This window comes from Paenalcaligenes sp. GW821-LYS-B07-1 (assembly GCF_058803365.1).
Map to the genome: position 1 here is coordinate 1,943,199 of NZ_CM179516.1, position 25,880 is coordinate 1,969,078.

At 47.1% G+C, this 25,880-nt stretch carries 35 protein-coding genes and 1 riboswitch; of the genes, 17 read left to right on the top strand and 18 right to left on the bottom strand.

All coding sequences use genetic code 11. The features are described from left to right. Positions 1-13 precede the first annotated feature (13 nt). Both AC3QL0_RS09215 and AC3QL0_RS09220 read left to right on the top strand, forming a co-directional pair. Positions 14-520, top strand: coding sequence for a tetratricopeptide repeat protein (locus AC3QL0_RS09215; protein ID WP_493008211.1), 507 nt, complete (start codon positions 14-16; stop codon positions 518-520). A gap of 369 nt (positions 521-889) precedes the next feature. Then, positions 890-1,234, top strand: a complete 345-nt coding sequence (locus AC3QL0_RS09220) for a hypothetical protein (protein WP_493008212.1) — start codon at positions 890-892, stop codon at positions 1,232-1,234. 179 nt (positions 1,235-1,413) lie between these two features. On the opposite strand, the gene AC3QL0_RS09225 is transcribed toward AC3QL0_RS09220, so the two are convergent. The 3 genes from AC3QL0_RS09225 to AC3QL0_RS09235 all read right to left on the bottom strand — a co-directional run bounded on the left by AC3QL0_RS09225 (position 1,414) and on the right by AC3QL0_RS09235 (position 3,116). Next, complete coding sequence (locus AC3QL0_RS09225) at positions 1,414-1,614, bottom strand: hypothetical protein (protein WP_493008213.1); 201 nt, start codon at positions 1,612-1,614, stop codon at positions 1,414-1,416. A gap of 280 nt (positions 1,615-1,894) precedes the next feature. Next, positions 1,895-2,107: a cold-shock protein gene (locus AC3QL0_RS09230; RefSeq protein WP_493010969.1), complete on the bottom strand. Its 213-nt coding sequence runs from the start codon at positions 2,105-2,107 to the stop codon at positions 1,895-1,897. A gap of 784 nt (positions 2,108-2,891) precedes the next feature. Further along, positions 2,892-3,116: a hypothetical protein gene (locus AC3QL0_RS09235; protein ID WP_493008214.1), complete on the bottom strand. Its 225-nt coding sequence runs from the start codon at positions 3,114-3,116 to the stop codon at positions 2,892-2,894. A 568-nt stretch (positions 3,117-3,684) separates the two neighbouring features. Between AC3QL0_RS09235 and AC3QL0_RS09240 the strand changes: the two genes are divergently transcribed. The 3 genes from AC3QL0_RS09240 to AC3QL0_RS09250 all read left to right on the top strand — a co-directional run bounded on the left by AC3QL0_RS09240 (position 3,685) and on the right by AC3QL0_RS09250 (position 7,293). After that, entirely contained in the window at positions 3,685-3,966 is a 282-nt protein-coding gene (locus tag AC3QL0_RS09240; protein WP_493008215.1) for a hypothetical protein, read from the top strand. Between the two features lie 1,001 nt (positions 3,967-4,967). After that, on the top strand, positions 4,968-6,041 hold the full coding sequence (locus AC3QL0_RS09245) for a YkvI family membrane protein (RefSeq protein WP_493008216.1): 1,074 nt from the start codon (positions 4,968-4,970) through the stop codon (positions 6,039-6,041). Between the two features lie 70 nt (positions 6,042-6,111). Further along, a complete protein-coding gene (locus tag AC3QL0_RS09250) occupies positions 6,112-7,293 on the top strand; it encodes an HPP family protein (protein WP_493008217.1) in 1,182 nt (393 codons plus the stop codon). Here AC3QL0_RS09250 and AC3QL0_RS09255 read toward each other — a convergent pair. After that, complete coding sequence (locus AC3QL0_RS09255) at positions 7,283-7,603, bottom strand: hypothetical protein (protein WP_493008218.1); 321 nt, start codon at positions 7,601-7,603, stop codon at positions 7,283-7,285. The two genes, AC3QL0_RS09250 and AC3QL0_RS09255, sit on opposite strands and share 11 nt — an antisense overlap. A gap of 77 nt (positions 7,604-7,680) precedes the next feature. Here AC3QL0_RS09255 and AC3QL0_RS09260 point away from each other — a divergent pair, with 77 nt between their 5' ends. The 6 genes from AC3QL0_RS09260 (at position 7,681) to AC3QL0_RS09285 (ending at position 10,786) form a co-directional block, all read left to right on the top strand. Next, positions 7,681-7,860: a hypothetical protein gene (locus AC3QL0_RS09260; protein WP_493008219.1), complete on the top strand. Its 180-nt coding sequence runs from the start codon at positions 7,681-7,683 to the stop codon at positions 7,858-7,860. 289 nt (positions 7,861-8,149) lie between these two features. Beyond that, positions 8,150-8,524, top strand: a complete 375-nt coding sequence (locus tag AC3QL0_RS09265; protein WP_493008220.1) for a COG4315 family predicted lipoprotein — start codon at positions 8,150-8,152, stop codon at positions 8,522-8,524. Positions 8,525-8,545: 21 nt separating this feature from the next. Beyond that, complete coding sequence (locus AC3QL0_RS09270) at positions 8,546-9,061, top strand: RNA polymerase sigma factor (protein WP_493008221.1); 516 nt, start codon at positions 8,546-8,548, stop codon at positions 9,059-9,061. 2 nt (positions 9,062-9,063) lie between these two features. Then, on the top strand, positions 9,064-9,921 hold the full coding sequence (locus AC3QL0_RS09275; RefSeq protein ID WP_493008222.1) for an anti-sigma factor family protein: 858 nt from the start codon (positions 9,064-9,066) through the stop codon (positions 9,919-9,921). A gap of 177 nt (positions 9,922-10,098) precedes the next feature. Continuing rightward, positions 10,099-10,371 carry a hypothetical protein gene (locus AC3QL0_RS09280; RefSeq protein ID WP_493008223.1) on the top strand — a complete coding sequence of 91 codons (273 nt, stop codon included), beginning with the start codon at positions 10,099-10,101 and terminating at the stop codon, positions 10,369-10,371. 238 nt (positions 10,372-10,609) lie between these two features. After that, a complete protein-coding gene (locus AC3QL0_RS09285) occupies positions 10,610-10,786 on the top strand; it encodes a hypothetical protein (protein ID WP_493008224.1) in 177 nt (58 codons plus the stop codon). Here AC3QL0_RS09285 and AC3QL0_RS09290 read toward each other — a convergent pair. From AC3QL0_RS09290 to AC3QL0_RS09310, 5 genes are all read right to left on the bottom strand, one after another. Then, positions 10,783-11,508 carry an LrgB family protein gene (locus AC3QL0_RS09290; RefSeq protein WP_493008225.1) on the bottom strand — a complete coding sequence of 242 codons (726 nt, stop codon included), beginning with the start codon at positions 11,506-11,508 and terminating at the stop codon, positions 10,783-10,785. The two genes, AC3QL0_RS09285 and AC3QL0_RS09290, sit on opposite strands and share 4 nt — an antisense overlap. Further along, positions 11,501-11,878 carry a CidA/LrgA family protein gene (locus tag AC3QL0_RS09295; RefSeq protein ID WP_493008226.1) on the bottom strand — a complete coding sequence of 126 codons (378 nt, stop codon included), beginning with the start codon at positions 11,876-11,878 and terminating at the stop codon, positions 11,501-11,503. Before AC3QL0_RS09295 ends, AC3QL0_RS09290 begins: the two co-directional genes overlap by 8 nt. Positions 11,879-12,025: 147 nt before the next feature. Then, the gene (gene ycaC / locus AC3QL0_RS09300; RefSeq protein WP_493008227.1) at positions 12,026-12,646 is read right to left on the bottom strand and encodes an isochorismate family cysteine hydrolase YcaC; all 621 of its coding nucleotides are present in this window, start codon (positions 12,644-12,646) and stop codon (positions 12,026-12,028) included. 223 nt (positions 12,647-12,869) lie between these two features. Next, positions 12,870-13,427, bottom strand: coding sequence for a cysteine hydrolase family protein (locus AC3QL0_RS09305; protein ID WP_493008228.1), 558 nt, complete (start codon positions 13,425-13,427; stop codon positions 12,870-12,872). A 140-nt stretch (positions 13,428-13,567) separates the two neighbouring features. Then, a complete protein-coding gene (locus AC3QL0_RS09310) occupies positions 13,568-14,551 on the bottom strand; it encodes a GlxA family transcriptional regulator (protein ID WP_493008229.1) in 984 nt (327 codons plus the stop codon). Between the two features lie 203 nt (positions 14,552-14,754). On the opposite strand from AC3QL0_RS09310, the gene AC3QL0_RS09315 reads away from it, so the two are divergent. Next, a complete protein-coding gene (locus AC3QL0_RS09315; protein ID WP_493008230.1) occupies positions 14,755-15,144 on the top strand; it encodes a tetratricopeptide repeat protein in 390 nt (129 codons plus the stop codon). 98 nt (positions 15,145-15,242) lie between these two features. Here AC3QL0_RS09315 and AC3QL0_RS09320 read toward each other — a convergent pair whose 3' ends face one another. The 5 genes from AC3QL0_RS09320 to AC3QL0_RS09340 form a co-directional block, all read right to left on the bottom strand. Then, the gene (locus tag AC3QL0_RS09320; protein WP_493008231.1) at positions 15,243-15,716 is read right to left on the bottom strand and encodes a DUF2501 domain-containing protein; all 474 of its coding nucleotides are present in this window, start codon (positions 15,714-15,716) and stop codon (positions 15,243-15,245) included. 168 nt (positions 15,717-15,884) lie between these two features. Next, the gene (locus AC3QL0_RS09325; RefSeq protein WP_493008232.1) at positions 15,885-16,259 is read right to left on the bottom strand and encodes a DUF488 domain-containing protein; all 375 of its coding nucleotides are present in this window, start codon (positions 16,257-16,259) and stop codon (positions 15,885-15,887) included. A 97-nt stretch (positions 16,260-16,356) separates the two neighbouring features. After that, positions 16,357-16,521: a DUF3955 domain-containing protein gene (locus AC3QL0_RS09330; protein ID WP_493010970.1), complete on the bottom strand. Its 165-nt coding sequence runs from the start codon at positions 16,519-16,521 to the stop codon at positions 16,357-16,359. A gap of 80 nt (positions 16,522-16,601) precedes the next feature. Further along, entirely contained in the window at positions 16,602-17,228 is a 627-nt protein-coding gene (locus AC3QL0_RS09335; protein WP_493008233.1) for a CatB-related O-acetyltransferase, read from the bottom strand. 99 nt (positions 17,229-17,327) lie between these two features. Continuing rightward, positions 17,328-17,684, bottom strand: coding sequence for a hypothetical protein (locus tag AC3QL0_RS09340; RefSeq protein WP_493008234.1), 357 nt, complete (start codon positions 17,682-17,684; stop codon positions 17,328-17,330). 403 nt (positions 17,685-18,087) lie between these two features. Between AC3QL0_RS09340 and AC3QL0_RS09345 the strand changes: the two genes are divergently transcribed. Continuing rightward, complete coding sequence (locus tag AC3QL0_RS09345; RefSeq protein ID WP_493008235.1) at positions 18,088-18,252, top strand: hypothetical protein; 165 nt, start codon at positions 18,088-18,090, stop codon at positions 18,250-18,252. 85 nt (positions 18,253-18,337) lie between these two features. Here the strand turns inward: AC3QL0_RS09345 and AC3QL0_RS09350 are convergent, their stop codons facing one another. Beyond that, positions 18,338-19,183 carry a hypothetical protein gene (locus AC3QL0_RS09350; protein WP_493008236.1) on the bottom strand — a complete coding sequence of 282 codons (846 nt, stop codon included), beginning with the start codon at positions 19,181-19,183 and terminating at the stop codon, positions 18,338-18,340. A gap of 347 nt (positions 19,184-19,530) precedes the next feature. On the opposite strand from AC3QL0_RS09350, the gene AC3QL0_RS09355 reads away from it, so the two are divergent. The 4 genes from AC3QL0_RS09355 (at position 19,531) to AC3QL0_RS09370 (ending at position 23,361) form a co-directional block, all read left to right on the top strand. Further along, positions 19,531-20,676: an MFS transporter gene (locus AC3QL0_RS09355; RefSeq protein ID WP_493008237.1), complete on the top strand. Its 1,146-nt coding sequence runs from the start codon at positions 19,531-19,533 to the stop codon at positions 20,674-20,676. A 135-nt stretch (positions 20,677-20,811) separates the two neighbouring features. Next, a complete protein-coding gene (locus AC3QL0_RS09360) occupies positions 20,812-21,069 on the top strand; it encodes a DUF2164 domain-containing protein (protein ID WP_493008238.1) in 258 nt (85 codons plus the stop codon). A 302-nt stretch (positions 21,070-21,371) separates the two neighbouring features. After that, on the top strand, positions 21,372-21,821 hold the full coding sequence (locus AC3QL0_RS09365; protein WP_493008239.1) for a YkgJ family cysteine cluster protein: 450 nt from the start codon (positions 21,372-21,374) through the stop codon (positions 21,819-21,821). A gap of 72 nt (positions 21,822-21,893) precedes the next feature. Next, positions 21,894-21,979: riboswitch (glycine riboswitch) on the top strand. Between the two features lie 143 nt (positions 21,980-22,122). Further along, entirely contained in the window at positions 22,123-23,361 is a 1,239-nt protein-coding gene (locus AC3QL0_RS09370; RefSeq protein WP_493008240.1) for a D-amino acid dehydrogenase, read from the top strand. A 134-nt stretch (positions 23,362-23,495) separates the two neighbouring features. Here the strand turns inward: AC3QL0_RS09370 and AC3QL0_RS09375 are convergent, their stop codons facing one another. The 3 genes from AC3QL0_RS09375 to AC3QL0_RS09385 are packed head-to-tail and all read right to left on the bottom strand — an operon-like array spanning position 23,496 to position 25,874. Next, positions 23,496-24,269, bottom strand: a complete 774-nt coding sequence (locus AC3QL0_RS09375) for a cache domain-containing protein (RefSeq protein WP_493008241.1) — start codon at positions 24,267-24,269, stop codon at positions 23,496-23,498. A gap of 31 nt (positions 24,270-24,300) precedes the next feature. Then, positions 24,301-25,053 (bottom strand): FadR/GntR family transcriptional regulator, encoded by a 753-nt coding sequence (locus AC3QL0_RS09380; protein WP_493008242.1) that lies wholly within the window; start codon positions 25,051-25,053, stop codon positions 24,301-24,303. 50 nt (positions 25,054-25,103) lie between these two features. Beyond that, complete coding sequence (locus AC3QL0_RS09385) at positions 25,104-25,874, bottom strand: nuclear transport factor 2 family protein (RefSeq protein ID WP_493008243.1); 771 nt, start codon at positions 25,872-25,874, stop codon at positions 25,104-25,106. Positions 25,875-25,880 lie beyond the last annotated feature (6 nt).

Here is a 25,880-nt window from a genome sequence, read left to right on the forward strand (position 1 = left end):
TCTGGAATCAATAATGAAAAAACAGGGACGCAACTTCTCACTTGTTTGCTTATTGCTACTCTCTCTTGGTGTCAGTTCTTTTTCTATCGCTGAGTCTAGAGCTATAGATGAAGATTTTTTTAAAAGCATTCGACTTGAAGCAGAACAAAGAAGCAGCCCTAATGCACAATACAATCTAGGCCTACTTTATTACTGGATGAACTACTACGAAAATGCACGCGAGTGGTTCGAGAAAGCCGCTGAACAAGGACTTGCCCAAGCACAGTTTAGTCTAGGGGTTATGTACGACCAAGGTCGGGGAGTTCCTCAAAACGACGCAAAAGCGTTTGAGTGGTACGAAAAAGCTGCCCAACAAGGGGATGTTGATGCTCAGTTGAGTCTAGGGGTTATGTACATGATCGGTCAGGGGGTTGCTCAGAACCAAGCCACTGCAAAAGAGCTTTTCAAACAAGCTTGTGATAACGGTGACAAAACTGGTTGTAATAACTATCGCCTCCTGATGAATAAGCTTGCTGAGTAACCCCCTTGAGACGATACTCATTTCAAACATCTTGTCGTCTTAGTAGCGCATCAAAGCCCCTTATCGGGGCTTTTCCTTTATCACCCCCCACCTAATCAAAAGACACTTCATACGTTAATCCAGAGACTCTCGCAGCATCCCCGTACTCAGCCAACTCTCCAGCAACTTCGCTAAGCCTGCCGAGCATGTAGCCAGACATAGAGTTTAAAGACAGTCGGGAGCTGGGGGTAATGACTTAAATCCTGATTAATGGATACGTCACTATCCATTACATTTTAAAAACCTATTTTTCTCTTAACGTAATATAGTTCTAAAGGTGATAGCTTCCCTCATGCTGGAACACAATACTATTCTGACGGAGAACTACCGATGACACTCAACAGAACCATAGTAAAAAAACTTCTCACCTCAACAGAGCTAGAGTTATTTGATGTAGCGTCCTCTCCTACAGAAATAGAAAAGCTCACCAAACCACAATTACGAAGCATGCTTGAGCGCAGCCGTAAGCTACGTGATAAATACCGTGACCTTTATCGCCACCAACGACTCGCTACACGCTCAGAGGAAGGAGGGAAAGATGGAGTGACAGGTAACGCAAACGAACGAACCAGCCAAAAAGAAGAGCTTATGGCTGAGGTTGTTATCAAGTTTGAGGCTCGTATGGCACATATAGAATCAGCTGAAGATATAGAGTTTGCCAAAACACAACCGTAACGGGCATTTTCGTTTCAAAAGAAAACTCGCCGATCCTTCGACTGGACGACGCCAAGGGCTGGAGTGAATCTTGGCGAAAAACACCCATTAGCTGGGCAGGTGAGAAATGCCAAGAAACCTGAACCAAGCAAAAGCCGCCTAAAAAGGCGGCTTGGTGGCAAGCTGTTCTTACTTGCTAACTAGTAGGGCAGTCCTGGGAACCTGTTTTTGAGGTTGCGGACAAAGTTACGGCGGATTTCAGTAAGTCGCCTTTCTTGAGCTTGTTCTTCTTGCTGTTTAGCAGTTTGTTTAGGTTCAAGCAAAGGGGATACGTGCAGGGGGCTCATGCCACCCTGATTCAGTTTTTGGTAAATCATTAAGATCTCCAACGCTTCTTTCATATTGATCATTGAGAGCGGTCGGGAGCTGGTGCTGCCAAAAGCGTAGCGTAGAAAAAAGTGAACGCGTAGTAAAAGTTATAGGCGAGCGAGGGTGCTGGCCTTTTTATGATTGTTGTAGTTGTGTGTTAACGCACTAAGCCACTATGAGGCCTAGGGCCATCAAAGTACACCTATACTTTGTAACAGTGTTCTGAGTAGTAAGCACAAAAAAACCGGCACTTTGTAAAGTTACCGGTCTTTGCTCTTTTATGTTCTTGCTGTGTTACGCAAGAACAGCTGTTTAGACAGCTTGAATCCTTGTAGCACATGGCCCTTTTTGACCTTGGCCAACAACGTATGATACCCGTTGGTTTTCATCAAGCGATTTGTGATATCCATCACCTTGGATTTCACTATGGTGTGCGAAGAGGTCTTTACTCCCATCTTCTGGAGCAATAAAGCCGAAGCCTTTTTCGTTACTAAACCACTTCACAATACCGATTTCTGTTTTCAATATAAATCCTAAATAATCAGGGAAAAATATCCCTGCATTCATAGTGTCATGTATGAGCAGTTAAAGATAGGTATAGTTTGTAACAACACAATCTCACCTGACACTACTCTATCTACCCCTGCCTGAGCCCCGATTAACTGGCTTACGGGAATGAGCAAAATTTGCTCTTTTTATACCAGTGCTAGGCGGTTGTGCAGGCCAACCTGACTTGTTCGGGACAAGGCCTGAGCCTTGTACTCGCGCCTTCTTCGGCGCCTTATCGCTTTTGTTCATTACAACCCTTATTAGTAAAACTCTGCACCAGTAAAACTGCTGAAAGCCACTTACAGCATAGGACACTTCGCATCAAATAGCTCGTTAAAACTGGCGACACTAAGCAATCAAACCGTTTCGTCTAGGTTTTGCGCTGAGGCGCACCAGGAATCCACCTAAACCCCTTCTCTGGGATTTTTTTGAGTCTATTGATTCTGAAAAGGTGCGTGACGCACTGCGTAAACGGATCAACAAATCCATTCGCGATCTAGCCAAAGAGACTGTCGATGCAATGGACGCAGGCGAAATTCGGGAGCTTATCTATGGATGACTACCCCATCAAAGGCGGGGCTGAAAAGCACGAGAGGTTGGCGACCTTGATACTGAAACCATCAGCCCTCAACAATTGGCCAACTCGGAGTCTGAACAATGAAAAACAAGTAGGAAAACAGTAACTAAAAAAACAATACAAAATAGTTTAGTAAATCACTGCTTCCTAGCTCCCATATAAAACATCAATCAAATAAAAACTTTACGTTTCTATCTCATTCTTTATTTTTTTATTTAATATTAAATTTTGGATTTTCTCTTTGTATGCATAGTATGTTGATAGGCAATCATCAGAATTCAGCTCCCTTCCTGCAAGCTCCTCTAGGCTTCCCCTAGAAATCCAGCCCCAAACTTTTTCATCTGAATGAAAAAAATTAAAAACCACCCCTCTAAGGTCTTCCTCGTATCTAGCAATTGATGTATGCAAATCAATCTCCTATAAAGATCCCCCCTTATAGTCGACACTTTCATCAAAGAAGTGTTTTTTACACTTTACAAACATCATACCCAGCGGCAGCAATCGACACATGGGTGTAAACACTTAGGGTTTACAGAGAGCTTCCCTGTACCACGCACCCACGGCACACCGAATTCCAAATGGGATGCAACACAGAATCAGTACGTGATATTCTGGCTTGCTCTGACGTGTTACCAATCTCTGGAACTGCCTGACGTAGACATATAGCAGAACGCAAGGCTCCCTCGCCTATTACGCTCAGTAGACGTTGCACTTTATGGCGCGGCTGCTGTATTGGAAGCGTTAAAATATCCAGTGCCCATCACATAAAATCATTCAAAAAACAATAAAACACATCAAATTAATCTTATTTTCCTGTTATTTACAAAAACAGAATAAGTTACAAAATATGATGGTGCGTATTTTCAAAACAAGTCTAGTATGAAGTTGTGCTTTCAGGTTCATACCTAAAGCACCTGACGCCGCTAAAGATCAGATTTTCTGAAAATTACTGCGTCAGTATATTTAGGAGTACCGTATGACACGTAGTCTCCAAAGCACAGGAAGGCAAACAGAAATCCCCCACTTCCCTGCACAACTCATGTCCTCAAGCTCTGATCCTGATACAACGGACCCGCGGGATAAGCGTCCTACAGAAATAGAACGGATCAATGACGCAGATCAGTCATCTCCACCAACCGAACCTCCTATTGGTGACCAAGAGCCTCAGACTCCCGCCTCTTCTCCCTTCGTGGGAAAAACTGAAGCATTCAATGTGTGGAAAAAAGAAAATACTGAAAAGCCAAGCCAAGACAAGTAAATAGCAATCTTTTCCTCACGTAAACTAAGTTTCAGCCCGCCTAGAGCGGGCAATGACCGTTAGATTAAGTAATAGAACAACTCAGGAAAAACCCACCTCTCACGTAGGAATCCTGAACCATAAAAGCCGACTCACAGGTCAACCCAACTGCTCTATGGCAGTAGTGGCAAGTGCAACGTCCCGCACGCGCTGAAACTCACTCAAAACCTGCCAATCAGAATCCATACTGCCCCTTGGCATTCATAGCTCCCGAACTAAAAGCATAAGCCTCTAACCTCTAACGTTACGTCATACATCGTGGCTGTACTTCTTATATTTACGATATGGAATACTGCATTGAATTTCTATAACAGCCTACGTTCTTCTGCTCTACGTGTAAACCCTGACACTCCTCTTACTCCCCGAAAAAATCAGTCGGTTATTAAACGCATCTGGTTTTCAGGTAAGAGAGGATTAGAGCCCTCAAGATCTCAACCACCGTTATTTCTCTTTGCGTAAAGAAGGGTTGGTTGCAAATTACTAGGTCAGGGTTTTGTTACACTGCTCAACCAAGCAATAAAAAAAAACGTCACCAGGCTCAGATAAACCATGGTGACGTAAGGCTTTCTCATTCTCTTAAGTATGAAAAAACATGCATTCAGAAGATAGCTCGAAAACCACGCCAAAAAAATAAGAAACTTCTGATTATCTCTTTTCCTCTGTACTTGTTCACCTAATCGTACACATGTCCACATACCTGACACACAAAACTTAAACCATCAACAACGTCATATATCCCAATAATCTGCGTCTTCTTTATTGTCTAGGGTCTTAGCTCTCAGCAAGGTGGTGGTGGCATTCAAGCACTAGCATTGGTATGCTTACCAGCTACGTATTTTTGCAGAACCTTGTCTCCCTTTACCACACTCCGAAACGCCTGAAGATTATCCCTAACCTACAGCACTCATTCAGTCGCCTCCACTTACGCTAACAATCACAATTAACTCCTCGGAGAAAAATGCATGTCAAATATTAAAAACATCCTAGGCATAGCAATGGCTTTTGTAGGAGTCGTTGTGGGTGCTGGTTTTGCTTCAGGGCAAGAGGTATTGCAATTCTTTAGTAGTTTTGGCTATTGGGGACTTCTGGGTGGAGTGATCAGTGGCTTGTGTTTTGCTGTACTGGGAATGGCGGTTGGTGAGTTAAGCCAAGTGTCGGTATCGCATTCTTTTAAAGAAGGTTTGTATTTAATCTGTGGGCCACGACTAGGAGTTGTAGCTGACATCATGATCACCTTCTTTATGTATGCCATTGCCGTGGTGATGTTTGCAGGTGGCGGCTCGTTGATGGAACAGCAATGGGGAATACCTGCAGAATACGGCAGCATCGCGGTGATGTTGGTCACGGTATTAATAGTATTTTTGCGAGTAAACCGGGTCTTAGCTTTTATTGGTAGCATCACTCCTCTATTGGTGTTGATGGTGATTTTTCTGTGTATTTACAGTTTGAATACACGCAGCCTACCTTTAGAAGAGCTGGATATTATTGCCAACACAAAACCCCAAGGAGCAGGTAATTGGCTAGTAGCCGCCCTACTCTATGTGTCTTACAACATGGTGGTGGGCGCACCGTTTCTGATGATTGCGTGTTCGCAAGCCACATCTAAACGCAATGCGTTGCTGGGCGGTCTGGTGGGTGGTTTGCTGCTAGGTGGGTTGATTGTTTTGATTAGCGTAAGCGTATTTGGACGTATTGATACCATTGGGTCAGCGGCTTTGCCTATGTTGATGTTAGCTACTGAACAATCCACTCTGTTAGGTACGCTGATCTCTATCGTGATTTTTGCGATGATTCTTACCACATCGGTGGGCGTTTTATATTCTTTCTCAGCACGAATTTTTACTCCCAACACGCTTAAGTTCAATATTGGTACGGCAGTTGCCGCTGGCTTAGGCCTAATAGGCACAAAAGTTGGTTTCATTAACTTGGTAGGCACGGTCTATCCATTTTTTGGCTACTTTGGCTTTGTGCTAATGGCCTGGATTCTGATTGCCTGGATACGCTTGCGTTACGTACGTCGTACAACTGGCTCATAGTTAACGACAGAGCCTCCTACGATTCCACTCTGCACTCCATAGTTTTTTTGGCACAATAGCCTATTTCCAAATGCAACATCCCGTGGGCAGTGATCTTACTTGCTCGCCCACAACCAACTTTATGCTCTTCATTCAAACACTGTGGCAGCGATTGGGACCAGTGGCCTCACGTCCCTCTTGGAAGGAGCTGATACGCTCCAGCATTGGAGTTGGGTTAGGCGTTGCACTCGCCTGCTTGCTGGTAGTGCTGGCCGATTATGCTCACCCCCACCTTCTGTTTTTGTTTGCCCCACTAGGCGCCAGCGCAGTGCTGGTGTTTGCTGTGCCCAGCAGTCCGTTGGCACAACCGTGGAACTGCATTATTGGTAACAGCGTATCCGCGCTTTATACCTTACTGCTACTCTGGGCGTTTCCCTTTCTGCCTCATACCTTCTTGGCCACACTGGCCGTAGCGGGTGCGGTAGCGTTGATGCTTCTGCTGCGCGCCCTGCATCCGCCCGGTGGTGCTGTTGCTTTGATGATGGTGTTAGCTGCAGAACAGCTTTTACCCGTAGATTGCCTGCTGCTACTCTCCGTGACAATGCTTTCGGCTGCTGTAGTCGCTGTAGGTGTGATCTATCATCGCACTTGCGGTCGTAGCTATCTGCAGCACTCCTTCGCTGCAACCAAAAATCAACGCCCCAGCACTCGCCTAGCGCTAAGCGAGGATGATCTTCAACAACTGCTACAACGCTTTGAGCAAAGCTACAACCTGACCCCTGAAGACTTAGGTGATCTGCTTGCCGCCGCCGAAGAAGATGCAATCAAACGCCGCATGTCCAGTGTGAACTGTGGCACGGTGATGTCCGCCACCCTACTAACCATCAATGTAGAGACTCCGCTTGAAGAAGTCGCTGAGCTATTTCATCGTCATCTGATTAAAAGCTTACCCGTGATTGATGATCAGGGAGAATTGATTGGGCGTGTGCTGCGAGCCGACCTGTTCGACTGGCTCTGGCAAGACCATTATGCGCGTAAGCAGCAAACCCTGTGGAAACGTCTGCGCAATAGATCATCTAAAGAACAAGCAACCGCCAAGGATCTGATGCGCATGCCTGAGATGAGTGTGCAAGAGGACACTCCTATGGGTGATCTTTTGCAAGAACTGGCATCGCATGATGTGCAGTTCATTGCCGTATTACGCGAGAAAGTTCTGGTTGGTGTGATCACCCGCTCTGATGTTATTCGTACGCTGCTGGCTCTTAACCAATAGATTGACACTTGGTAGGCGTAAACACCACCTTACTAAACAAAACCCAAAACATTCCAAATGCGACTACGGCTACACCAATTACTGCTATAGCCACAACATAAGCATCAGACGTGGCCAGCATCAACGCCGTAATAGTACTCACCCAATATGTAAGCACTGCCGCAGCCACGATAAACGCCATCTGCATTGCTGCTTTTGCTTTGCCGGTTTTCCAAAGAACTAGCGCTAGCAGCGCTACCACCGCAGAAAGCAAAATAGGCGCTACGAATGCGGCAACACATACAAGCACTAGAAGAATAGCTACCTGCATACGATCCCCTTGAGAGTTATTTCTACTCGTTCATTCCCCAAAACACTCTATCCCATAGCACAATGGCACGTCCAATCATGACAGACCTCACTCTCCTAATGGCCCGTTTTCCTAGCGATCACCCCGCAGCATTTGAGATTTTTAGAGAGTACGTCAAAAGCCCTCAGCAAAATCTGTCCTACCAAAATTTTGAGGCAGAGTTTGCCTTGCTGTCAGGCGACTATGCAGAACCTGCTGGTCGTATTCTCTTAGCGTAGCACAAGGGTAATGTCGTTGGATGTGATGCCTGAGTTTCTTACTACACAAAAACTCTACGAATCCTTGGTTTTCTTGCCTGCTAATCCCGTTCCTGGCACTAAATTTTTAGCTTTAGAACGATAAGCATAACGTTGGTACGCCATTCAGAACAGGCCATTTACTGAACTAGCAGAACCTTTTGTTCACACTACAGAACTGCGATTTTCTGTTTTTTTCAAACCCTATGGAATAAACGCATAAACCCATACGTCTATAGAAGTGGAAGTTCATTTTTTGGAGAAAATTGCTATGACTGCCCGCTTGATATCTACTCTAACGCTATTACTGGCTACCGCACTTAGTACTTCTGTTCACGCTGAACCCGTAGTTAAGATGTCTAACAATATTCTGGTTAACGCCGACGGAATGACGCTCTATACTTTTGACAATGATGTCGCCAATAGTGGTAAAAGTGTATGCAATGGTCCATGTGCAACTCTTTGGCCGCCTGCTTTAGTCGCGGATGACGCTCAAACTGAAGGTGAGCTCAGCATCGTTATTCGTGATGATGGTGGCAAACAATGGGCCTACAAAGGTATGCCGATTTATACCTATGCCGAAGATAAAGTAGCGGGTGACATAAATGGTGATAACTTCAAAGAGGTTTGGCACGTTATTAAGTAAACACAACGTCCTCACGCACTAATGCGAGCTCAAGACGAAGCTGCTATTATTGCCTGCATCCCCAGCCTACGGCGTTATGCTCGTGGGCTGGTAGGTGATCGCGATCGTGCTGATGATTTGGTACAAGACACTCTGGAACGAGCATGGGGCAGTTTCTCCATGTGGCAAAAGCGTAGCAATATTAGAGCGTGGATGTTTGGCATCATGCACAATCGCTTCATTGATGATTTACGCGCACAACACAGCAGGCCTGAAGACTATGTAGGCGACGACCTTCCTGAAATACCACAACGTCCGTTACAAACCGATGTGTTGGAACTACGTGATCTGAACAACGCCCTTCAACGTTTACCCATTAGCCATCGCGAGGTGCTATTGCTGGTAGGCGTAGAAGAGCTACGCTATGAAGAAGTATCCACGGTGCTGAACATTCCCATCGGCACAGTTATGTCTCGCCTATCTCGCGCTCGTGCTCGTTTGCGTGAGGAGCTGCAAGGCCAGACCGTCTCCGAGCCTAAGATTCAGCGCATAAAATAACTATGGACGACCGCACACTCAAAACGCTTAGCTCAGGCACAGGAACTGATGGAGCCAAGCCAGTAACGGAAGCTGATCTACATGCCTATGCCGATCAGCTCTTGCCTTCTGAGCGCATCGCACAAGTCGAAAAATTTCTTGCTACGCATCCTGCTGAGCAAGCTCGTGTACGCGACTGGCAGCAGCAAAACCGTATGCTGCACAACTTTCTAGACCCAGTGATGGATGAGCCAATCCCATTACATTTACCGTTAAAAGCCACCGCCAAGCGCTTCCCATGGAGTGTTCTGGCTGCTTGCGTGGTAGTGGGTATTATGAGTGGCGGATCAGCATGGTTCTTACGTGGGCACATTGATGCACAAGCGCTTCAACTCGCGCTTGCAGAAGCACCTGACGCCGCCCCCATTATGATGTCAGACGATGGCCGCTTATCTGGCTTTGCTCAACGAGCCGCTGTCGCTCATGTGGTGTATAGCCCTGATGTACGCAGACCTGTTGAAGTCAGCGCAGACCAAGAGCAAGCGCTAATAACCTGGCTCACAAAAAGGATGGGCACCGAAATAAAAGCACCTTCGCTGTCGCACGTAGGCTATGAACTTATTGGTGGTCGCTTGCTACCCGGTGAGCGGGGCTCTGTTGCCCAATTCATGTACGGCTCACCAAGCGGACAACGACTGACACTGTATGTCACACGAGAAATCCCCAGCGAAGCCAATACGGCCTTTCAATTTGGCAACTATGGTCCCGTCAATGTGTTCTATTGGGTAGAAAATAACTTTGGCTATGCAATCTCTGCGGGTGCTGACAGAGCTGAATTACTGCGTGTGTCACAAGCCGTCTATGCCCAGATGAAACCGTAGTCATTTACGCGTAACCCACATATTCGACATGCATGCATGAAACCAAAGGGTTGGGCTTTCATGCCAATACAATAATGCAGCTTAACGAGCTAGCCCATCACTTCCCACCCTCTTTTTACTACTACCCTAGGTTATTTCAGATAGACGACTACAATGTAGGTTCATTTAAGGAGTCTTATGTTGAAATTTCAGCCCAATGAACGGGCGTATCTGTCAGAAATCCGTGCCCTGTCTACCGATCAGGACGACAATGAAATCTTTGTAGGCATGACGGTCAGTGAATCCGTCTGGTATGCCAACTACGTACAAGAGTCATTCAACGGCACGGTTACTCGAGATGATGCAGCGCAAGATCGCTATATCTCACTACACACTCAACATGAAGAAATGCGTAGAACCATCTTGGCAGCAGAGTCTTTGGCATGGCCATCAAGCACTGCTTCGTCATAAGTTCTGTTACGCGTAGGCAATCTATGCCTAACCTACAAAAACGCCACCATACACAATTATGGTGGCGTTTTTTATGCCCTGATAAGTAAAGTCGTACCACTATAAAAGATGTTTTCTTAGCGCATAGATCATTAAAAACCTATAGGCATAACGCCTAGATGCTACAAACTCATACAAGTTATAAACGCCATTCTCTAGTCTGCTATAGTTTCCAAAAAACGACCTAAAAGGTGAGGGGATGATTGAACTTAGTCTTGTTAATCAAGAACACTTTGCTCATGTGCGAATCATTATTGGCATGGTCTTGGGGATTAGTGTTGCCCGCCTTGTCGTAGGAGTATCTGAGTTCCTACAACATCCTGAGCGTAAGAAGATTTATGCCGTACACCTAGGTTTATCACTCACACCCTACTAGAACCACTGCGCAATCAATGGCATCAACAATGCAGCCAGCAGCACTTGTAGGCTTAATGCCAGCCCTGCAAACGCCCCAGCATCCGCATTGACCTGCAAAGCACGAGCAGCACCAATACCGTGTGACGCGGTACCTAGACTAAAGCCACGCGCAACCCAGTCTGCATCTTTAGTACCTACGCCCAAGAACCGGAATAGGAAACTACCCGACAATGCGCCCACCAAGCCGGTTAACACAGCAAAAACAGCCGCCAACGCTGGCACGCCGCCTATTTTTTCAGCGATACCCATAGCAACTGGAGCCGTCACTGACTTAGGTGCTAAGGAGCGCAATACATCTTCTGGTAAGCCCAGTGCCCAGCCCAATACTACGGCAACTATCGCCGCTGTTGCTCCACCGACTAAGGCGGCTATGACATAGCGCCCCCAACCTCGGCGCAACTCTTCACGACGTTCCCATAAAGGGAATCCCAGCGCAACAACAGCAGGCCCTAGCAAAAAGTGTATAAATTGCGCACCCGCAAAATAGGTGGGATATGGCACTTGTGTAATCATCAGGCCAGAACCCAGCACGATCACAGACCACAACACAGGGTTCGCCAACGGCGCCTGGCCTAAACGCACATACACACTGTGCGCCAACACATAAACCGTAATAGTAGAGGTTAGGCCAAACAGCGGCTCTGATGAAAGATAGACCCAAAGCTCAACAAAATTAGGCATCACGGTTCAGCTCCTCTTCAGTAGTTTCGTACTGATTACGAATCAAACCGCGCACCAACAGCACTGTCACGACCATACCTGCCCACGTTGACAGCAAAATAACCAAGCCTAGTTTGAAACCATGATCGCGTATCAAGCCTAAGTGCGTGATGACCCCCACTCCTACCGGCACAAACAATAAAGACAGGTGCGACAACAAAAAACTCGCTGCCACTTTGACTGGTTCTCGTATTAGAGGAAAGTGCAGAGCAAAAACTAGCAGCAACATGCCGACCACAGGCCCAGGAAACGGCAACTGTAATACACGAGCTAAGGCTTCGCCCGCCAGTTGCAGCAACATCAACCACATGATTCCTTTTAACGCTTGCATAGAATCCGCCCTTTACTTGTTATAAGACATTGGAGTAACGCGCTAAGACATGGATACTAGACCACCACCGAGCAGCCTCACTAAGCAGTCTAGGGCGACATTAAAAACACCATGTCGCCCTAGTCATCGTTCCTTATGCTTTTACCATTATTTCGCAAAAGTACTGTAGCTAGTCATCAGATTGCGGTAATCAGGGATATGTTTGGAGAATAACTGTCCCAAACCTTCCACGTCATTACGCCAGTCACGGTGCAATTCACACGCCACACCAAACCATGTCATCAACTGAGCGCCTGCTTGAGACATACGGTCCAAGGCGGAATCACGCGTTAGCGCATTGAAGGTACCGGAAGCGTCGGCCACCACAAATACATCAAAACCTGCTTCCAGTGCAGACAAGGCTGGGAAAGCCACACACACCTCAGTCACTACACCCGCGATGATCAATTGTTTTTTACCCGTGGCTTTTACTGCATCCACGAACTCTTGGTTGTCCCATGCATTGATTTGGCCTGGACGAGCAATATACGGTGCATCAGGAAACTGAGCTTTGAGTTCTGGCACCAGTGGGCCATTAGGGCCTTGTTCAAAACTGGTGGTCAAAATAGTAGGCAAATTGAAGTACTTTGCCAAATCACCCAACGCCAATACGTTGTTTTTGAACTTGTCTGGATCTATATCGCGTACCAAGGACAACAAACCAGCTTGATGGTCTACCAACAATACAGCAGCGTTGTCTTTATCTAAACGTACATAAGGTTTGCTCATGAGAAACTCCTCAAGTTAACGTGGAAGTAGAGCCTTTACTCAATGTCTTGCACACTCATATTGATGTGCGGGTTTTGAATAAAAGTGCCATGTACTCATAGTAAAAGCCACTACACTGCTGCACTAGTCGTTCATTTTGAGCATCATCGTCCTATTTTTGGAACGACAAACACTAATCTATAGACCACTAGCCTGTTTCACGTCTATGTATAGATCTGAAAAACTAGCCTTCAGCATCTGCCAGATACGCTTGTGTGGATGTCACCTTACCGTATCCAAACACAAATGCTGCCATCAGCGTTGCATGCACATGTTCTGCTGGCACAATAACCTCACCAAACCGCAGCTCTAGCGTAGCGCACGCATCATGCAACACGGTGACAGGATATCCCATATCCACGGCAGCACGTACCACGGCATCCACACACATGTGGCTCATTGCCCCCACCACAATTAACTCGTCCACGCCCTGCGCATCCAATTGCTGCTTAAGGTCGGTTTCTCTAAACGCATTGATGTAGTGCTTCACAATCACCAGTTCGCCAGCCATGGGTGCTACGACCGTTTGAATGTCCGCACCGTCAGAGCCAGGCACAAAAATAGGAGCCGTTGCACTAGCCGCTTCGTGACGTATATGAAAAATAGGCATCGCTTTTTGCCTCGCATCAGCGATTACACGCGCTGCATTCGCTGCAGCTGCTTCAATGCCCGATAAAGGGAGTTTGCCAGTTGGTAGATATTCGTTTTGTAGGTCAACAACGATCAGGCCGCGTTTTGTCATGGTTTCATGCTCCGTAGGTAATCACTTCTGAAGCTCTATGATCGTCAAAAACACGCTATGTGCGAAGTGGCGGTACTGATAATATAGAGGTCAATAACGACATCTCTCTATGTTCAACGTAGCCATAACCATCTCACAACCTACGCTTCAGAGGTTGATGTAGTTGTAGTACTAAACCGGCGTCTATAGTCGCTGGGCGCTAAGCCCACAATGCGTGTAAATACCTTACGAAAAGCGCCGGGATCGCTATACCCTACATCCCACGCGACTCTATCTATGGATGCATTGCCAAACTGCAGTAACTCCCGTGCCCTGCCCACCCGTAAACGCTGGCAATACTCGGTGGTGGTCATCCCCGTTGCTTTCTGGAATCGGCGTAAAAAGGTACGTTCTTCTAAACAAGCTTCGCGCGCTAACACGGCTAGAGTCGTATCACGTGCTTGCGTTGCTTGCAGCCAATGCTGCACCTTCAACACAGCAGCATCACCATGCGTCAGCCTAGGTGAGAACACACTATAGAAACGCTGCTCACGCCCTGCTGGATCTACCAATAAAATACGAGCAGTAGCAATCATCACAGATGATCCTAGTAGCCTATCGACTAATCGCAGCCCTAGATCTGTCCATGCCATTAAGCCGCCTGCGGTGATGATGTCCCCATCATCAATGATGAGTTGATCGGCATCCACCACCACATTGCCAAACCGTTGACGCAGCAATTCAGCATGAGACCAATGTGTAGTCATACGCCTATTAGCCATCAAGCCAGTCGCTGCCAACGGAAACGCTCCCGCACACACCGACGCCAACACGACGCCCTCTGCGTGCCGTTCACGTAGCCACGTCAGCAACGTAGGCATGTCTTGCGATAACAAGGGATCGCCCAATGCGGGAGGCAAAATCAATGCTGCTAATGCATCAGAAGCGATAGCAGCATAGCTATCAAACGCTTTCTGAGGTACCGCTGCTGTTGCCTCGCAATGCCAGTGCGTGACTTTAATGGCGGGAACGTCTGTTTCAGCATGTGCAGCAGCGACTCGGTTTGCTACTGCAAACAAGTCCGTGAGCCCCAAGATGGCTGCTTGTTGTGATCCTGGATACACCACAATTCCAATTTCTTGCACGCTGTAGCTCCTACTGCTCCGCACGTTATAGAACCGATAGTATAAATTGGCTACCTACCAACCTGTGACATCACACTTGCTGCCCCAGCTAGAAAGGCCAGCGACTGCCTCAACATAGAAAAGGTACGCTGATCATGCCTTGTATAACCAGCCACTACGCTAGTTATAATCATGACCAAGTCGAATTAAACAGGGAATCATCCATGCGTAAAACACTGGCTCAGTTGGGACTGCTACTGACTCTCTTTATAGGTGGGTTTGCGACGTCACATGCGCAAACGCATCGCTATTCCCCAGAGCAACTGGAAGAAATGAAGCAGTTAGCCAAAGACGGTGTAGCAGTAGCGCAAGCCACATTAGGCATGGTTTATTCAGACGGCAAAGACCTACCCCAAGATTATGAAAAAGCCCGTCATTGGTTAACCTTGGCCTCAGATCAAGACTACGCCTTAGCACATGTACAGTTGGGCTTTATCTACCTACAAGGCTTAGGCGTCGACGCTGATCAAACCAAAGCGTTAGAGTGGTTTAACAAAGCCTGTACAGCGGGTCTTGATGGTGGTTGCAAACTGTATGAACGCTACTCAAAGTAGCGCTAACGGGCGCTTCGCTCTCTGTAATACGTCAGCAAACCCAATTAAAAAAGCCGCAACCAAGTAGGTATGCGGCTTTTCTATTAACTGTATAGAAATTACAGCAGAGACGACGCGTTATCCAGCACGTAATCGCAGGCTTTTTCTTTAAGATCGTCTTTAACTTTACTGATATCAAAAGAGGAACCATCACTACCTGACAACATACCAGTCAGACCTTGCTGGTAACCGGCATCTTGTTGTTGCTTAGCAGGAGTATCCATACCTAACTTACCCATCAACTGACCTTTAATATTGTCAGCATTCGTCGCTTTCAGGTATTTGTTTTTCAGGCAATATTCCAAAATACCTGCCACGTTACTGGCTGCACCACTACCGATGCTGGGTAGGCCCATTGATGCACCAAGGCTTCCTAGACCGGCAGCACCAGAACTTCCACCGCCTAGGCTACTGCCAAGGCTTTCTGTGGCTTGGCTTTTCAAACCGCCCAACATATCTGCTGATACTGGTGCGGAAAGAACCATGCCGACTGCAGCGGCTGCCAGCAGTTTTACCCCTAAGAATTGACGCATTAGTTTCTCCTGAGTTTATGGTTTTCTACCGGCCTACCCGGTATGTAAAATCGTACCCCAAGCTTTATGGCTACAGGAAAAAGTATGCGACTATTTGTTAATTCTTAGCATTTCATCCGCAGACACTAATGAATAGCAAGACGCTACTTTCACTATGCTGCTTTGACGTTATGGCTGATGGGTAGCGCGATCTAGCAGTACAGCTTTTAAGACCCTTAAATATGAGGTGCTGGCATCTTTGGTAGCCGTTAACAGTGTGACATCACCATTATTTAGTAATGTCAGCAACGGATCCAAACATGACGCCTCATCCAGCAACTGCTTTGTATACGCTATTTGAAATGCCGGCACATCCAACTCTCCAGCATGAAAAGCCTTACGTAGTTCGGTACTTGGGCTGGCCTCTTTGTACCACTGTATATCGCCTAACGCCTCTTTACGTAAGCCTCGCGGCCAAAGCCTATCGGTCAGCACCCGTGGGTGATCTGCAGCGGGCTGATATACTGCACTTTGGATACGATCCAAAAAAATCTTCCCAGCCATAGGTTCTCCTTTTACTTTCCTAATTCAGGTCAAACTATTACCTATCATAGTAAAAGTATCTAGCTCCGAACTGCCATCGCTATCACTTACTTAATAGCTACTGCTTTGCACGACCATATCGCAAGCACATCACAACAATAGCGACCACTAGCCCTATAAACAAAAAGGCGTAACCTAACACAACTAAAAAGAATGGTTCATGCACAAAACCTTGCTCATCCACACTATCACCCAACCATGCTCGTAGCCCAAAGCACAGCATTGACAAGGCTAAACATACTCTATACACATATCTACACACGCTTAAATACCTCACAACCAACTCACTCCTCACACCGTAACTTAGGACACAAGCGCTGATTCCAACGCATCAATATCAGCGTCACACAACAAAGGTTTAATACGCTCAAACTGCTCAGTAGAGAGCTCGTATACGCGCAATGCCAATAGGCGCTCAATGGTGGTATCACTAAAGCGTTTTTTAACAACCTTGGCTGGATTACCCGCAACAATGGCGTAGGGTTCTACGTCTTTGGTCACAATAGCGCCTGACGCAATAATGGCTCCTTCACCTATACGAATTCCTGGCATAATCATGGCGCGCATACCTATCCATGCACCATCACCAATGATCGTATCGCCCTTACCTTGATAAGAGCGCTCAATGTTTTCTATAAACGGGTATAATGAGAACCAGTCTGTACGGTGCGTATGATTGCCGCCCATTAAAATGACTGCCTCTGCCCCTATGCATACATAGTCGCCCACATAGAGTTGGTCAACGTCCCAGGCGGGTTGCCAAGCTTGCAAACTATAGGCATCACCATACAGATACCGCACCACACTATGCTCAAAGCTCTCTGACCATGCATTGCTATAATAGCTATGCGTACCCGTGTGATGAATATTAGGATTGCTATGGGTTTGGTGCAAAAGTTCAACTTTTGACCAATGCTTGATATCTGACATATGCACAAAGACCTTTTACGTATTTTTATACGTATGCAGTGTACTTGTGCAGCATCACAGCAAGCAATGTTGTCACGAACGTTTAAACGCTATCTGTAATTACCCACGGATCCCGGTAATATTTGTCGTGTTATTGATCTTGAATAGCGTTGCTGTATTTTCTAGATCAGGCGTCACAGGCAAGGAATCGCTCACGCCACCCAACCCACGTGTTGTCATAAGCTGATTATTCACATGGTTTTGCTGATTCATCCACTCATCGTTACTGGCCACATCTGCATGTTGCGCTCGTAATGCAATACCCCATGGGCTATTACTTGCCCATAAAAGTAATAACAAAATAAAAAAAGAGATACGGTTTGTACTAACGGTTTGCTTCCAGCCATACAAACACTCACTAACTACACTCCACAAAACACACCCAGATTCACTTCTGGATTTATATACGTTATGCATTGGTACTCCCAGATAGCGATAAATAACGGTTTTTTACACTACTATTTACATGATACGTAAGCAAATGTCGTTGCGCTATCACTGAAAACTGGTAGTTCCTGCGTTTGTACCTCACTGTTTTTCATTGAGTGATTTACGTTTCCCTAAGATATCTAGGGATAATCCTTTCTTTACATAATTGCAAATTAATTGCTAAATAGTTACATACTCAGCATATACATCAGGCCCATAAAGCCTCATAGTTCTGAACTGAAAACCAATTCATAAAAAAATCACAAACAAAAGCTAGTATTGATTACTCGCTTATAACTTTTAAACGCATTTATTTTATATATGCTACGCAAGGGAAATTAACCCAACCATTGCTCAGAGCAAGCAAATTAAAGATGCGTTGGAGATCATCATGATTTACCAAAAATGCAATCAAGAAACCAATAAAACCCTGCATGTATCTTCTGTCATCAGCGCCGACAAACGCTCACCAGAACAAAAACAGGCCCAAGAACAACAGCTCACAGAAATACGCAGAAATTTTGTGCGAAATATCAAATACAGAGCATCTAGATAAATAAAAAAACCGCTAACTATAGCGGTTTTTTTTATTTCTATATATTTAGCGAAACGTTCAGCCTATAACTGTATAGTCACCCAACTTAGAATCGGTATGTCAGCCCCAGAGCAGGTCCTTTCATACGTACATCGTATACATGGCCGCGATGCTGGTAATCCACATCCAGCACTTTATAGCCTGCTGAAACAGATAGACTATCCGAGAATACATAATTCACGGTTCCCAAGACAGACCATGTATGTTTGGAACTCATGCCAAAGCCCCCTATATCCGCTTGCATTTGCAGCGACCAGTGATCTGTAACGGGCACAAATGCTCGTACGCCTAACAGCGGATCTACCCAATTAAAGCTTTCTTTTTGGCTGGCTGACATTGTGCCTATACCCGGATGGCTAGCGGTCACCCTAACATCTGTAGAGATATGCCAAAAACGAACACCGCCCAATGCATCCAAGGTAAAGCCTGGTGTATCTAACACCCTATAACCAGCTTGTAGGGTGGCCATAAACTGTTTGCTTTTTACTTTGGCTTTAGTATCTGCACCAGCAGGAATCGTCACTCCAAAACCCGGTAGTTGAAATGCTGATAATGGACCACTGGCTTCAGCGCTTCTCGTGCTGATGTACATCATATCGCCCGAGAACACGAAGCGATCACGACGCCCCCACGCATTAATAAAGCCCCCCATGCTGACGTCACTCATCACATCAGAGAACGACTTTTCTACACTCATCGTAGGTCCATGCTTAAACGGTGACATATGACCTTTGAGCCCTGCCGCCCACACATAAGGCGTAATCTGCCATGTCCAAGCACTATTATTTTCGCCCAGCCACGGTGATGACTCTATATTGTCCGCAGCCAGACTTGGCGCAGAAGCAGCCGTACTACATAACGCTATCACCAAAGAATGAAGGTATTTATTCACCGTGCGGAATTCCTGAAAGGTAGGGAGTTCTTTTTATACCTTGATCGACTTTCTCAGAGCAAACATCTGCATCAGGATTAGGGCTACAGCATGTGTTTAGCTGTAGCCCTCTGCCTACAAACACACACCACATAGCTATTAGGCATAAAAACCTATTAGGCGTTCTTGTTCACCGTCATAAACGAGTGCTATTATCATTTCATAGTTCTATGGAAGGCACCTTCTTGTGCCTTACTACATACTGTAGAACCGTAAGCGTTTACGTTAACCAACGCGCACTGCTTTTTAGTTAGCAGGGCGTCCGTATGCGTAATCGATTCGGTGCCCTGCTCTTATTTGGGTACCACATGCAATCTGCTCGCTCCACCTTACTAGACCTCATCCGCATACAAGGCGCTATTGTCTGCTGCTTTTTCGTGGTGGGTTTATCATTGGGCGCCCTACCGCTCTATATCTCTAAAGACCTTGCTGCCAGCGACACCATCGTAGGCGTCGTCATTGGCTCGCAGTTTATTGCCTCGTTAGTCAGCCGTGTTTTTGTAGGGCAGCTATTAAGCACCATAGGTGTGCGGCGTTGCGTGATGATCAGTTTGGTTGGACTAAGCCTATATGGCCTGATCCTCGGCACCACTAGCTTTATGTCTAGCGGCACCATAACAATTTTAATCGTCGCCCGGTTAATGCAGGGTTTGGCTGTAGGCGTACTGACGACTGGCGCCATTATGTGGGCCATACATAAACTGGGCGAATCCAGCACAGCACGCGTGCTGTCCATGACGGGTATCTCTATCTATGGTGCGGTAGCATGCGGCGCACCTATAGGTATTTTGCTATTCACCTACGTAGGATTAGGCGGTGTGGCACTATGTATTGTCATACTCGCTATTGCATCGGCCTTATCGCTCCTAAGTGTAGAAAACAGCCAAGCCCCTACCAACAAGAAAGCGGCAGGGAAAGCTGTATTGGCTAAGGTGGCTCTACCTGGCAGTATCTTGTTTTTGCATGGCGTGGGATTTGTATCTATAGAAGCGTTTATCTCGCTGTACTTCTCTGTATCAGGATGGTCTGCCGTCACGCTCGCTCTCTCCTTATTTGGTATTTCCTTTGTGGTGGTGCGATTAGCGGTAGGCCACTTACTGCAAGGCCAGCACCTAGCCAGACTGGTGATGGTGTCCTTAAGTGTGCAAGCAATAGGTCTAGTCGCACTGGCTTTTGCACCCACCCAGTATTTGGCATTGTTGTGTGTAGCGGTTATTGGCGGTAGCTGCTCACTCACCTTTCCTGCATTAGGAGCTATCGCTGCTGGACGCTGCGCCGTACATGAACGCGGTACAGCGATGGGTTTTTATTCTGGTTTTCAGGATGCTTCGTATGCGGTGACAGCACCCGTAATCGGGATGGCTATTCATCAGTTTGGTTATAGCACTGGCTTCATACTTTCCGGCGTATGCGCATTGATTGGCCTACTATTGTTAAGCAAAATGAATCGCTAGAGCCTGCTGCCACTGCTACACACCATGCTAGGTCTACGTACTGTCATCCTATGACTGTTTGGTGCCGACTTACCCTTACTACGGCGTATGGTGTAGTGTAATGACTCTCCACTGCGTTTTTTTCACACTGTAGTTATGACTATTGAACTTGACCGAGAAACCAAGGCTAGAGCCATCGAATCCATCCAACGATACTTCGATGAAAACATGGAAGAATCTATAGGCAACATTACAGCGAATGCGTTGCTGAACTTTTTCCTGCAGGATATAGCGCCAAGCGTCTACAACCAAGCGGTACAAGACGTACAAGCCAAAATGCAGCAACACGTAGAAGACGTAGACATTGAAGTTCACGCTGAAGAGTTCCAGTATTGGCCCAGCCAAAAACGCTAAGCACTGCGCCATCATCGTAGACAACACCTACCCGCAGCATTCTGGCTACCAGATTGCTGCGGAGCATTGCACTACACGGCTTAGGTAACCTTTATCTAGCCGTGTCTTCAGCCACTTTCCGGCTGTTGCAAATTTCACAGCAAGCGCCCCTATTTCTCTCTACCCAATACAAAAAAATATTTTCGTGAATTTCGCTTTTCTATAAAATTAATTTTGCTATTTTTTGACACTCACAGACCTGTCCCTGACTTTCAAAAAGTAGAGTAATTACTCTTTTGACTTATAAAGTACGGACCTCATTCATGAGTACTCTCACTACCTCTTTGCTTGATTTCCAAGAAGAGCGTCAAAAACTGCAGAGCGACACTTCGCAGTCCAAACCTGAACGCCAAAACCCCTGTTACGCCTGTGGTGTATGCTGTCAGCATTTCCGCATTTCTTTTTACAGCGGAGAACTGATGGGCGAAACAGGCGGCTGGGTTCCTGTAGAGCTGACTACCCAGATCGGGCCACTGCGCGCCTGTATGAAGGGAACCGAAAAAGGTTCAGGTCGCTGCATTGGTTTACGTGGTGAAATTGGCGATCCCTCTATACGGTGTGGTGTATACGAGCAACGCCCTTCAGTATGCAGAGAATTTCAAGCCTACGATGCACATGGCACCCCTAATCCAGACTGCCAACGCTTACGTTTAGCGGCTGGATTACCTCCATTGGATGATATTCCTCCTAACGATAGCGATTTAGCAGCGTAATAATTAATCGTTATTCGGGTTTGCTAGAGTTGTAATTTTTTATAAAGCCCGTAAACTTGAGGCCGTCATTCTAAATGGTTCAGGAAAGAGACTTCTTACGAAGCGCCGACGGAGCAACCGCCCCGGAATCTCTCAGGCAAAAGGATCCTGAAACCATGACAATCTGGAGAGAGGCAAACATAGTTTTGCCCACCGAAGGGGACCACGATCTCAGTGGAACAAGCTCTCAGGTAACCGGACAGATGGGGTGTAGCCGCTATGTAGCGGGCTACCCCTATTTCTATATCTGGAGCATTAACCCATGACTACCATTGCTGTTATTGGTGCCGGTATTACTGGCGTGACCACAGCGTACGCCCTTAGAGAACAAGGCTATGACGTTATTGTCATGGACCGCCAACGTTACCCAGCCATGGAAACCTCGTTTGCTAACGGTGGTCAATTGTCGGCATGTAACGCTGAAGTCTGGAACAACACTGGTACCGTACTTAAAGGTCTAAAATGGATGTTCAAGCGCGACGCTCCGTTGCTGCTGAACCCAGCCCCTACATGGCACAAATACTCGTGGATGGGTGAGTTTCTCTACAACATCCGCAACTACGAAAAAAACACTATAGACACAGTCAAACTGGCTATTGCGGCACGTGAGCCTTTCAATCGTTGGGCTAAACAAGAAAACATCGAATACGATTTGGAAGAACGCGGCATCTTGCACGTGTACCAAAGCAAAAAAGGCTTTGAGGCAGGCATTAAAGTGAGCGAGCTACTGGCTAAAGGTGGCCTAGAGCGTAGCACCGTCACACCTGAAGAAATCCGCACTATCGAGCCTACATTGCAAGGTAAATACTACGGTGGTTTCTTTACACCTAGCGACTCTACTGGCGATATTCACAAGTACACCCGTGGCTTGGCTGAGGCGTGCGAGCGCAAAGGTGTAACGTTCATGATGGACGTGGAAGTGAGCAACATTGCTCAAGCTGGTTCCAAACATCGCATTCAATACATCTCTAAACTCACAGGCGCGCCACAACACCCTGAGTCTATTGAAGTAGATGCTTTGGTAATTTGTGCAGGTGTGGGCAGCCGTAAATTGGCCGCCATGGTGGGCGACCGCATCAACATTTACCCTGTTAAAGGCTACTCCATCACCATACCTTTGGAAGATGAAATCAGCCAGACTTCTGCCCCTTGGGTCAGCTTGCTGGATGAAGAAGCCAAGATTGTGACTAGCCGCTTAGGTAACTCCCGTTTCCGTATTGCTGGTACAGCTGAATACAACGGTGAGAACCGTAATATTCGTGCTGACCGCGTAAACCCGCTGACTGAATGGGTACGCTACAACTTCTCGGGTGTAAGCACAGAAAACGCTATTCCTTGGGCTGGTTTGCGCCCAATGATGCCTGACATGATGCCGCGCATTCAACCAGGCAAACAACCTGGCGTGTTCTACAACACAGGCCACGGCCACTTAGGCTGGACCTTGTCTGCCGCTACAGCTGAAGCCGTTACTGCTTTGGTACACAGCAGCATCAAACCCTAAGCCTGTCGTTAGATACAAAAAAGCCCTGCTTCATTATGATGCAGGGCTTTTTTCCATGGCGCCAATACCCTACTAAGAGAGGCACAGACAACTCTCTAGGAATCTGAGCGCATAAAAAGCACTACGCTACAGGTTCAGGATACGGACAATGCCGTATAGCTATCAAAACGCAGCGTTTGTGATGAAGCTGATGCAGATACAGCGGATGAAGCTTGCGGCACTTTCAGCAAATGCAAGATGCGCCCTTGCTGTAAGGGCTGGCCATCGCGGTGTAATGTACCCACGCGCACGCCAGGCGCTGTTGACAGCACCACCCTACGATCAGTATTCACCACCACGACCGGATTGTTTATCGCTGCTAATAACGGCGCTAACAAGCGATCCAAGGAGGACACTAACACATCGACCGCCGCAACACCCACAAAAACACCGTTTACTAGCACCGGATGTGCAGTGGTAATGGTGTAGTCACCATTACACACGTAATCCACATAGGGACCGTCTACGTAGGCTTGATGATCATTGGCTGGCTGACCAAACCAATCAAACACACGAAAATCTAAGCGTTTACGTATTTCTTGGTTGCGATCTAGTTCCGCGTGCTCAATGGCACCCGCTTCTTGGTACCACCACTCCAACGACCAGACCTCTTCTCCGCCCTGAACATTACTGTAGCTGGCAAACCCTGCTCCATTGCACCACGGAAGATCGTGCAAGATAGCTTGTATAGGTGCTTGCAACTGCTGTCGCTGCTCGGCACCTAGCTGTATGCCTTCTTTGTTTACAGACACGGTATGCGCCAAAATGTGCTGCGTTTGTTCTGCAAGATTGGCCGCTGCACTACACGCGGATTGCGTAATATCGTGCAGTATGGCCTTTGCTTTTTCTACTGGAGTATCGCTATACATGGTTATCTCCTGCAGGCTATGCCACCTAGGATCAAGCCAGATGGGACTGTTGTAAGGATGTGTCGGCATCTAGCTTTACTTTACAGGCCAGCAGTTGATCTGTCAGCAGATAAATCATGTATTGAGCCTGCATACAGGCTTGATCTGCATCGTATTGTCGTAACGCCAATACCAATTTCTGATACGCTGCTAGCACTTGTTCATGCGCGTTTGTGTATTGGTATAGCGCGGCTACCAAAGGGGCCCACTCCGCTTGTATCATCAATACTTGATTGGCCAAACGAGCCGATTGCGCATTCGCCGCCAATGCTAATAAACAGCGCATATCGGCGTGCGCCCGTTCTTCGGCTTGTTCGGTAGCAGCAAACGCATCTACTGCTTTTTCAAAACGCAGTAGGTCTTGATTGGTAGAGCGCTGTGCAGCCAGCCTCGCACTGTGGCTAATCACTGCACAGTGCCACTCTCCCAAGTCAGCCAGATACGCCGAACTGGCCAGCTTCAGTGGGTGCTGCGCCAGCAATATACCCGCCGACATTTTGCAGACAAAGCTTCCACCATTACGGCCACGGCGCGTATCAATCAGGTTACGCATGCGCAAGGTGTTTAACGCCTCGCGCACCGTCACCGGAGACACACCCAACATGCGCGACAAATCTGCCTCGTTGGGCAACTGCTCATCAGCTTCAAGCAAACCAGCCAGAATGGCGTTACTTAACCGTTCCACTACCAGCTCAGACCGGCTTGCCTGACCTATGGGCGCGTAAACAATGGCATGCGCCGTCATGCTGCTACTCTCCAATTCCGTAGATAAGTCGGGAATCGTAGCACTTCTGATCAGAAAATCCCATGCTTATGCAAGGCTTGATCATCTTCTGGCACTGGAGCGATAGCATCCCACAACTCGGCCACTTTGCCATTTTCAACACGCCACAGCTCAAAATACGCATGACGCCCACCCGCAATACTGCCTTCAGAGTGTGTCAGCACAAACTCACCTTCCGCTACACTGCGGTGAATATGTGAGTACTCTAAACCATGCCCGTCTGTGCGTAGTTGCTCCAGGAACGCAATCACTGCTTTTACGCCGTCGGCAATATCAGGGCTATGCTGATGGAAGTCTTCGCCATTGGCGTAACGCTCAAATCCCGTGTAATCCCCCTTTATGAGAGTCTCGGTAAAGAACCGCAACACCAACTCACGGTTCTTTTCCTTGTCACCCTTGCCAGGTTCTACAGGGCCATCCAACTGCGTGCGACCGCTTGCATTGGGCGCCGCTTCTGGCACCAAGCCGTCCCAATGCTCAACGATTTTTCCGTCGCGTACACGGTATAAATCAAAACCCACCAAGGGCTGCTCATCCAAGCCTACAAAACGCCCATGAATAGCCACTAAGTCACCATCATGCAGTACACGACGGGCTTCATGCTTTAGATCAGGGCACGATTGCACAAGCTCTCGTAACCCACTTAGCCCATCAGCCACTAGCGGTGAGTGCTCAATAAAGTCTGTCGCAAAGTACTTCTCTAGTGCGCTGATGTCACGTAACGTAAAGAGCTCATAGTGCGCCTTCGCCACCAGATCTCGGTTTGACAATGTTTGGCTCATAACTCC

Coding starts and splice junctions, on each gene's coding strand:
- AC3QL0_RS09215 (WP_493008211.1), top strand. CDS start 14: ATGAAAAAACAGGGACGCAACTTCTCACTTGTTTGCTTATTGCTACTC.
- AC3QL0_RS09220 (WP_493008212.1), top strand. CDS start 890: ATGACACTCAACAGAACCATAGTAAAAAAACTTCTCACCTCAACAGAG.
- AC3QL0_RS09225 (WP_493008213.1), bottom strand. CDS start 1,614: ATGAAAGAAGCGTTGGAGATCTTAATGATTTACCAAAAACTGAATCAG.
- AC3QL0_RS09240 (WP_493008215.1), top strand. CDS start 3,685: ATGACACGTAGTCTCCAAAGCACAGGAAGGCAAACAGAAATCCCCCAC.
- AC3QL0_RS09245 (WP_493008216.1), top strand. CDS start 4,968: ATGTCAAATATTAAAAACATCCTAGGCATAGCAATGGCTTTTGTAGGA.
- AC3QL0_RS09250 (WP_493008217.1), top strand. CDS start 6,112: ATGCAACATCCCGTGGGCAGTGATCTTACTTGCTCGCCCACAACCAAC.
- AC3QL0_RS09255 (WP_493008218.1), bottom strand. CDS start 7,603: ATGCAGGTAGCTATTCTTCTAGTGCTTGTATGTGTTGCCGCATTCGTA.
- AC3QL0_RS09260 (WP_493008219.1), top strand. CDS start 7,681: ATGACAGACCTCACTCTCCTAATGGCCCGTTTTCCTAGCGATCACCCC.
- AC3QL0_RS09265 (WP_493008220.1), top strand. CDS start 8,150: ATGACTGCCCGCTTGATATCTACTCTAACGCTATTACTGGCTACCGCA.
- AC3QL0_RS09270 (WP_493008221.1), top strand. CDS start 8,546: ATGCGAGCTCAAGACGAAGCTGCTATTATTGCCTGCATCCCCAGCCTA.
- AC3QL0_RS09275 (WP_493008222.1), top strand. CDS start 9,064: ATGGACGACCGCACACTCAAAACGCTTAGCTCAGGCACAGGAACTGAT.
- AC3QL0_RS09280 (WP_493008223.1), top strand. CDS start 10,099: ATGTTGAAATTTCAGCCCAATGAACGGGCGTATCTGTCAGAAATCCGT.
- AC3QL0_RS09285 (WP_493008224.1), top strand. CDS start 10,610: ATGATTGAACTTAGTCTTGTTAATCAAGAACACTTTGCTCATGTGCGA.
- AC3QL0_RS09290 (WP_493008225.1), bottom strand. CDS start 11,508: ATGCCTAATTTTGTTGAGCTTTGGGTCTATCTTTCATCAGAGCCGCTG.
- AC3QL0_RS09295 (WP_493008226.1), bottom strand. CDS start 11,878: ATGCAAGCGTTAAAAGGAATCATGTGGTTGATGTTGCTGCAACTGGCG.
- ycaC (WP_493008227.1), bottom strand. CDS start 12,646: ATGAGCAAACCTTATGTACGTTTAGATAAAGACAACGCTGCTGTATTG.
- AC3QL0_RS09305 (WP_493008228.1), bottom strand. CDS start 13,427: ATGACAAAACGCGGCCTGATCGTTGTTGACCTACAAAACGAATATCTA.
- AC3QL0_RS09315 (WP_493008230.1), top strand. CDS start 14,755: ATGCGTAAAACACTGGCTCAGTTGGGACTGCTACTGACTCTCTTTATA.
- AC3QL0_RS09320 (WP_493008231.1), bottom strand. CDS start 15,716: ATGCGTCAATTCTTAGGGGTAAAACTGCTGGCAGCCGCTGCAGTCGGC.
- AC3QL0_RS09325 (WP_493008232.1), bottom strand. CDS start 16,259: ATGGCTGGGAAGATTTTTTTGGATCGTATCCAAAGTGCAGTATATCAG.
- AC3QL0_RS09330 (WP_493010970.1), bottom strand. CDS start 16,521: ATGCTGTGCTTTGGGCTACGAGCATGGTTGGGTGATAGTGTGGATGAG.
- AC3QL0_RS09335 (WP_493008233.1), bottom strand. CDS start 17,228: ATGTCAGATATCAAGCATTGGTCAAAAGTTGAACTTTTGCACCAAACC.
- AC3QL0_RS09340 (WP_493008234.1), bottom strand. CDS start 17,684: ATGCATAACGTATATAAATCCAGAAGTGAATCTGGGTGTGTTTTGTGG.
- AC3QL0_RS09345 (WP_493008235.1), top strand. CDS start 18,088: ATGATTTACCAAAAATGCAATCAAGAAACCAATAAAACCCTGCATGTA.
- AC3QL0_RS09355 (WP_493008237.1), top strand. CDS start 19,531: ATGCAATCTGCTCGCTCCACCTTACTAGACCTCATCCGCATACAAGGC.
- AC3QL0_RS09360 (WP_493008238.1), top strand. CDS start 20,812: ATGACTATTGAACTTGACCGAGAAACCAAGGCTAGAGCCATCGAATCC.
- AC3QL0_RS09365 (WP_493008239.1), top strand. CDS start 21,372: ATGAGTACTCTCACTACCTCTTTGCTTGATTTCCAAGAAGAGCGTCAA.
- AC3QL0_RS09370 (WP_493008240.1), top strand. CDS start 22,123: ATGACTACCATTGCTGTTATTGGTGCCGGTATTACTGGCGTGACCACA.
- AC3QL0_RS09375 (WP_493008241.1), bottom strand. CDS start 24,269: ATGTATAGCGATACTCCAGTAGAAAAAGCAAAGGCCATACTGCACGAT.
- AC3QL0_RS09380 (WP_493008242.1), bottom strand. CDS start 25,053: ATGACGGCGCATGCCATTGTTTACGCGCCCATAGGTCAGGCAAGCCGG.
- AC3QL0_RS09385 (WP_493008243.1), bottom strand. CDS start 25,874: ATGAGCCAAACATTGTCAAACCGAGATCTGGTGGCGAAGGCGCACTAT.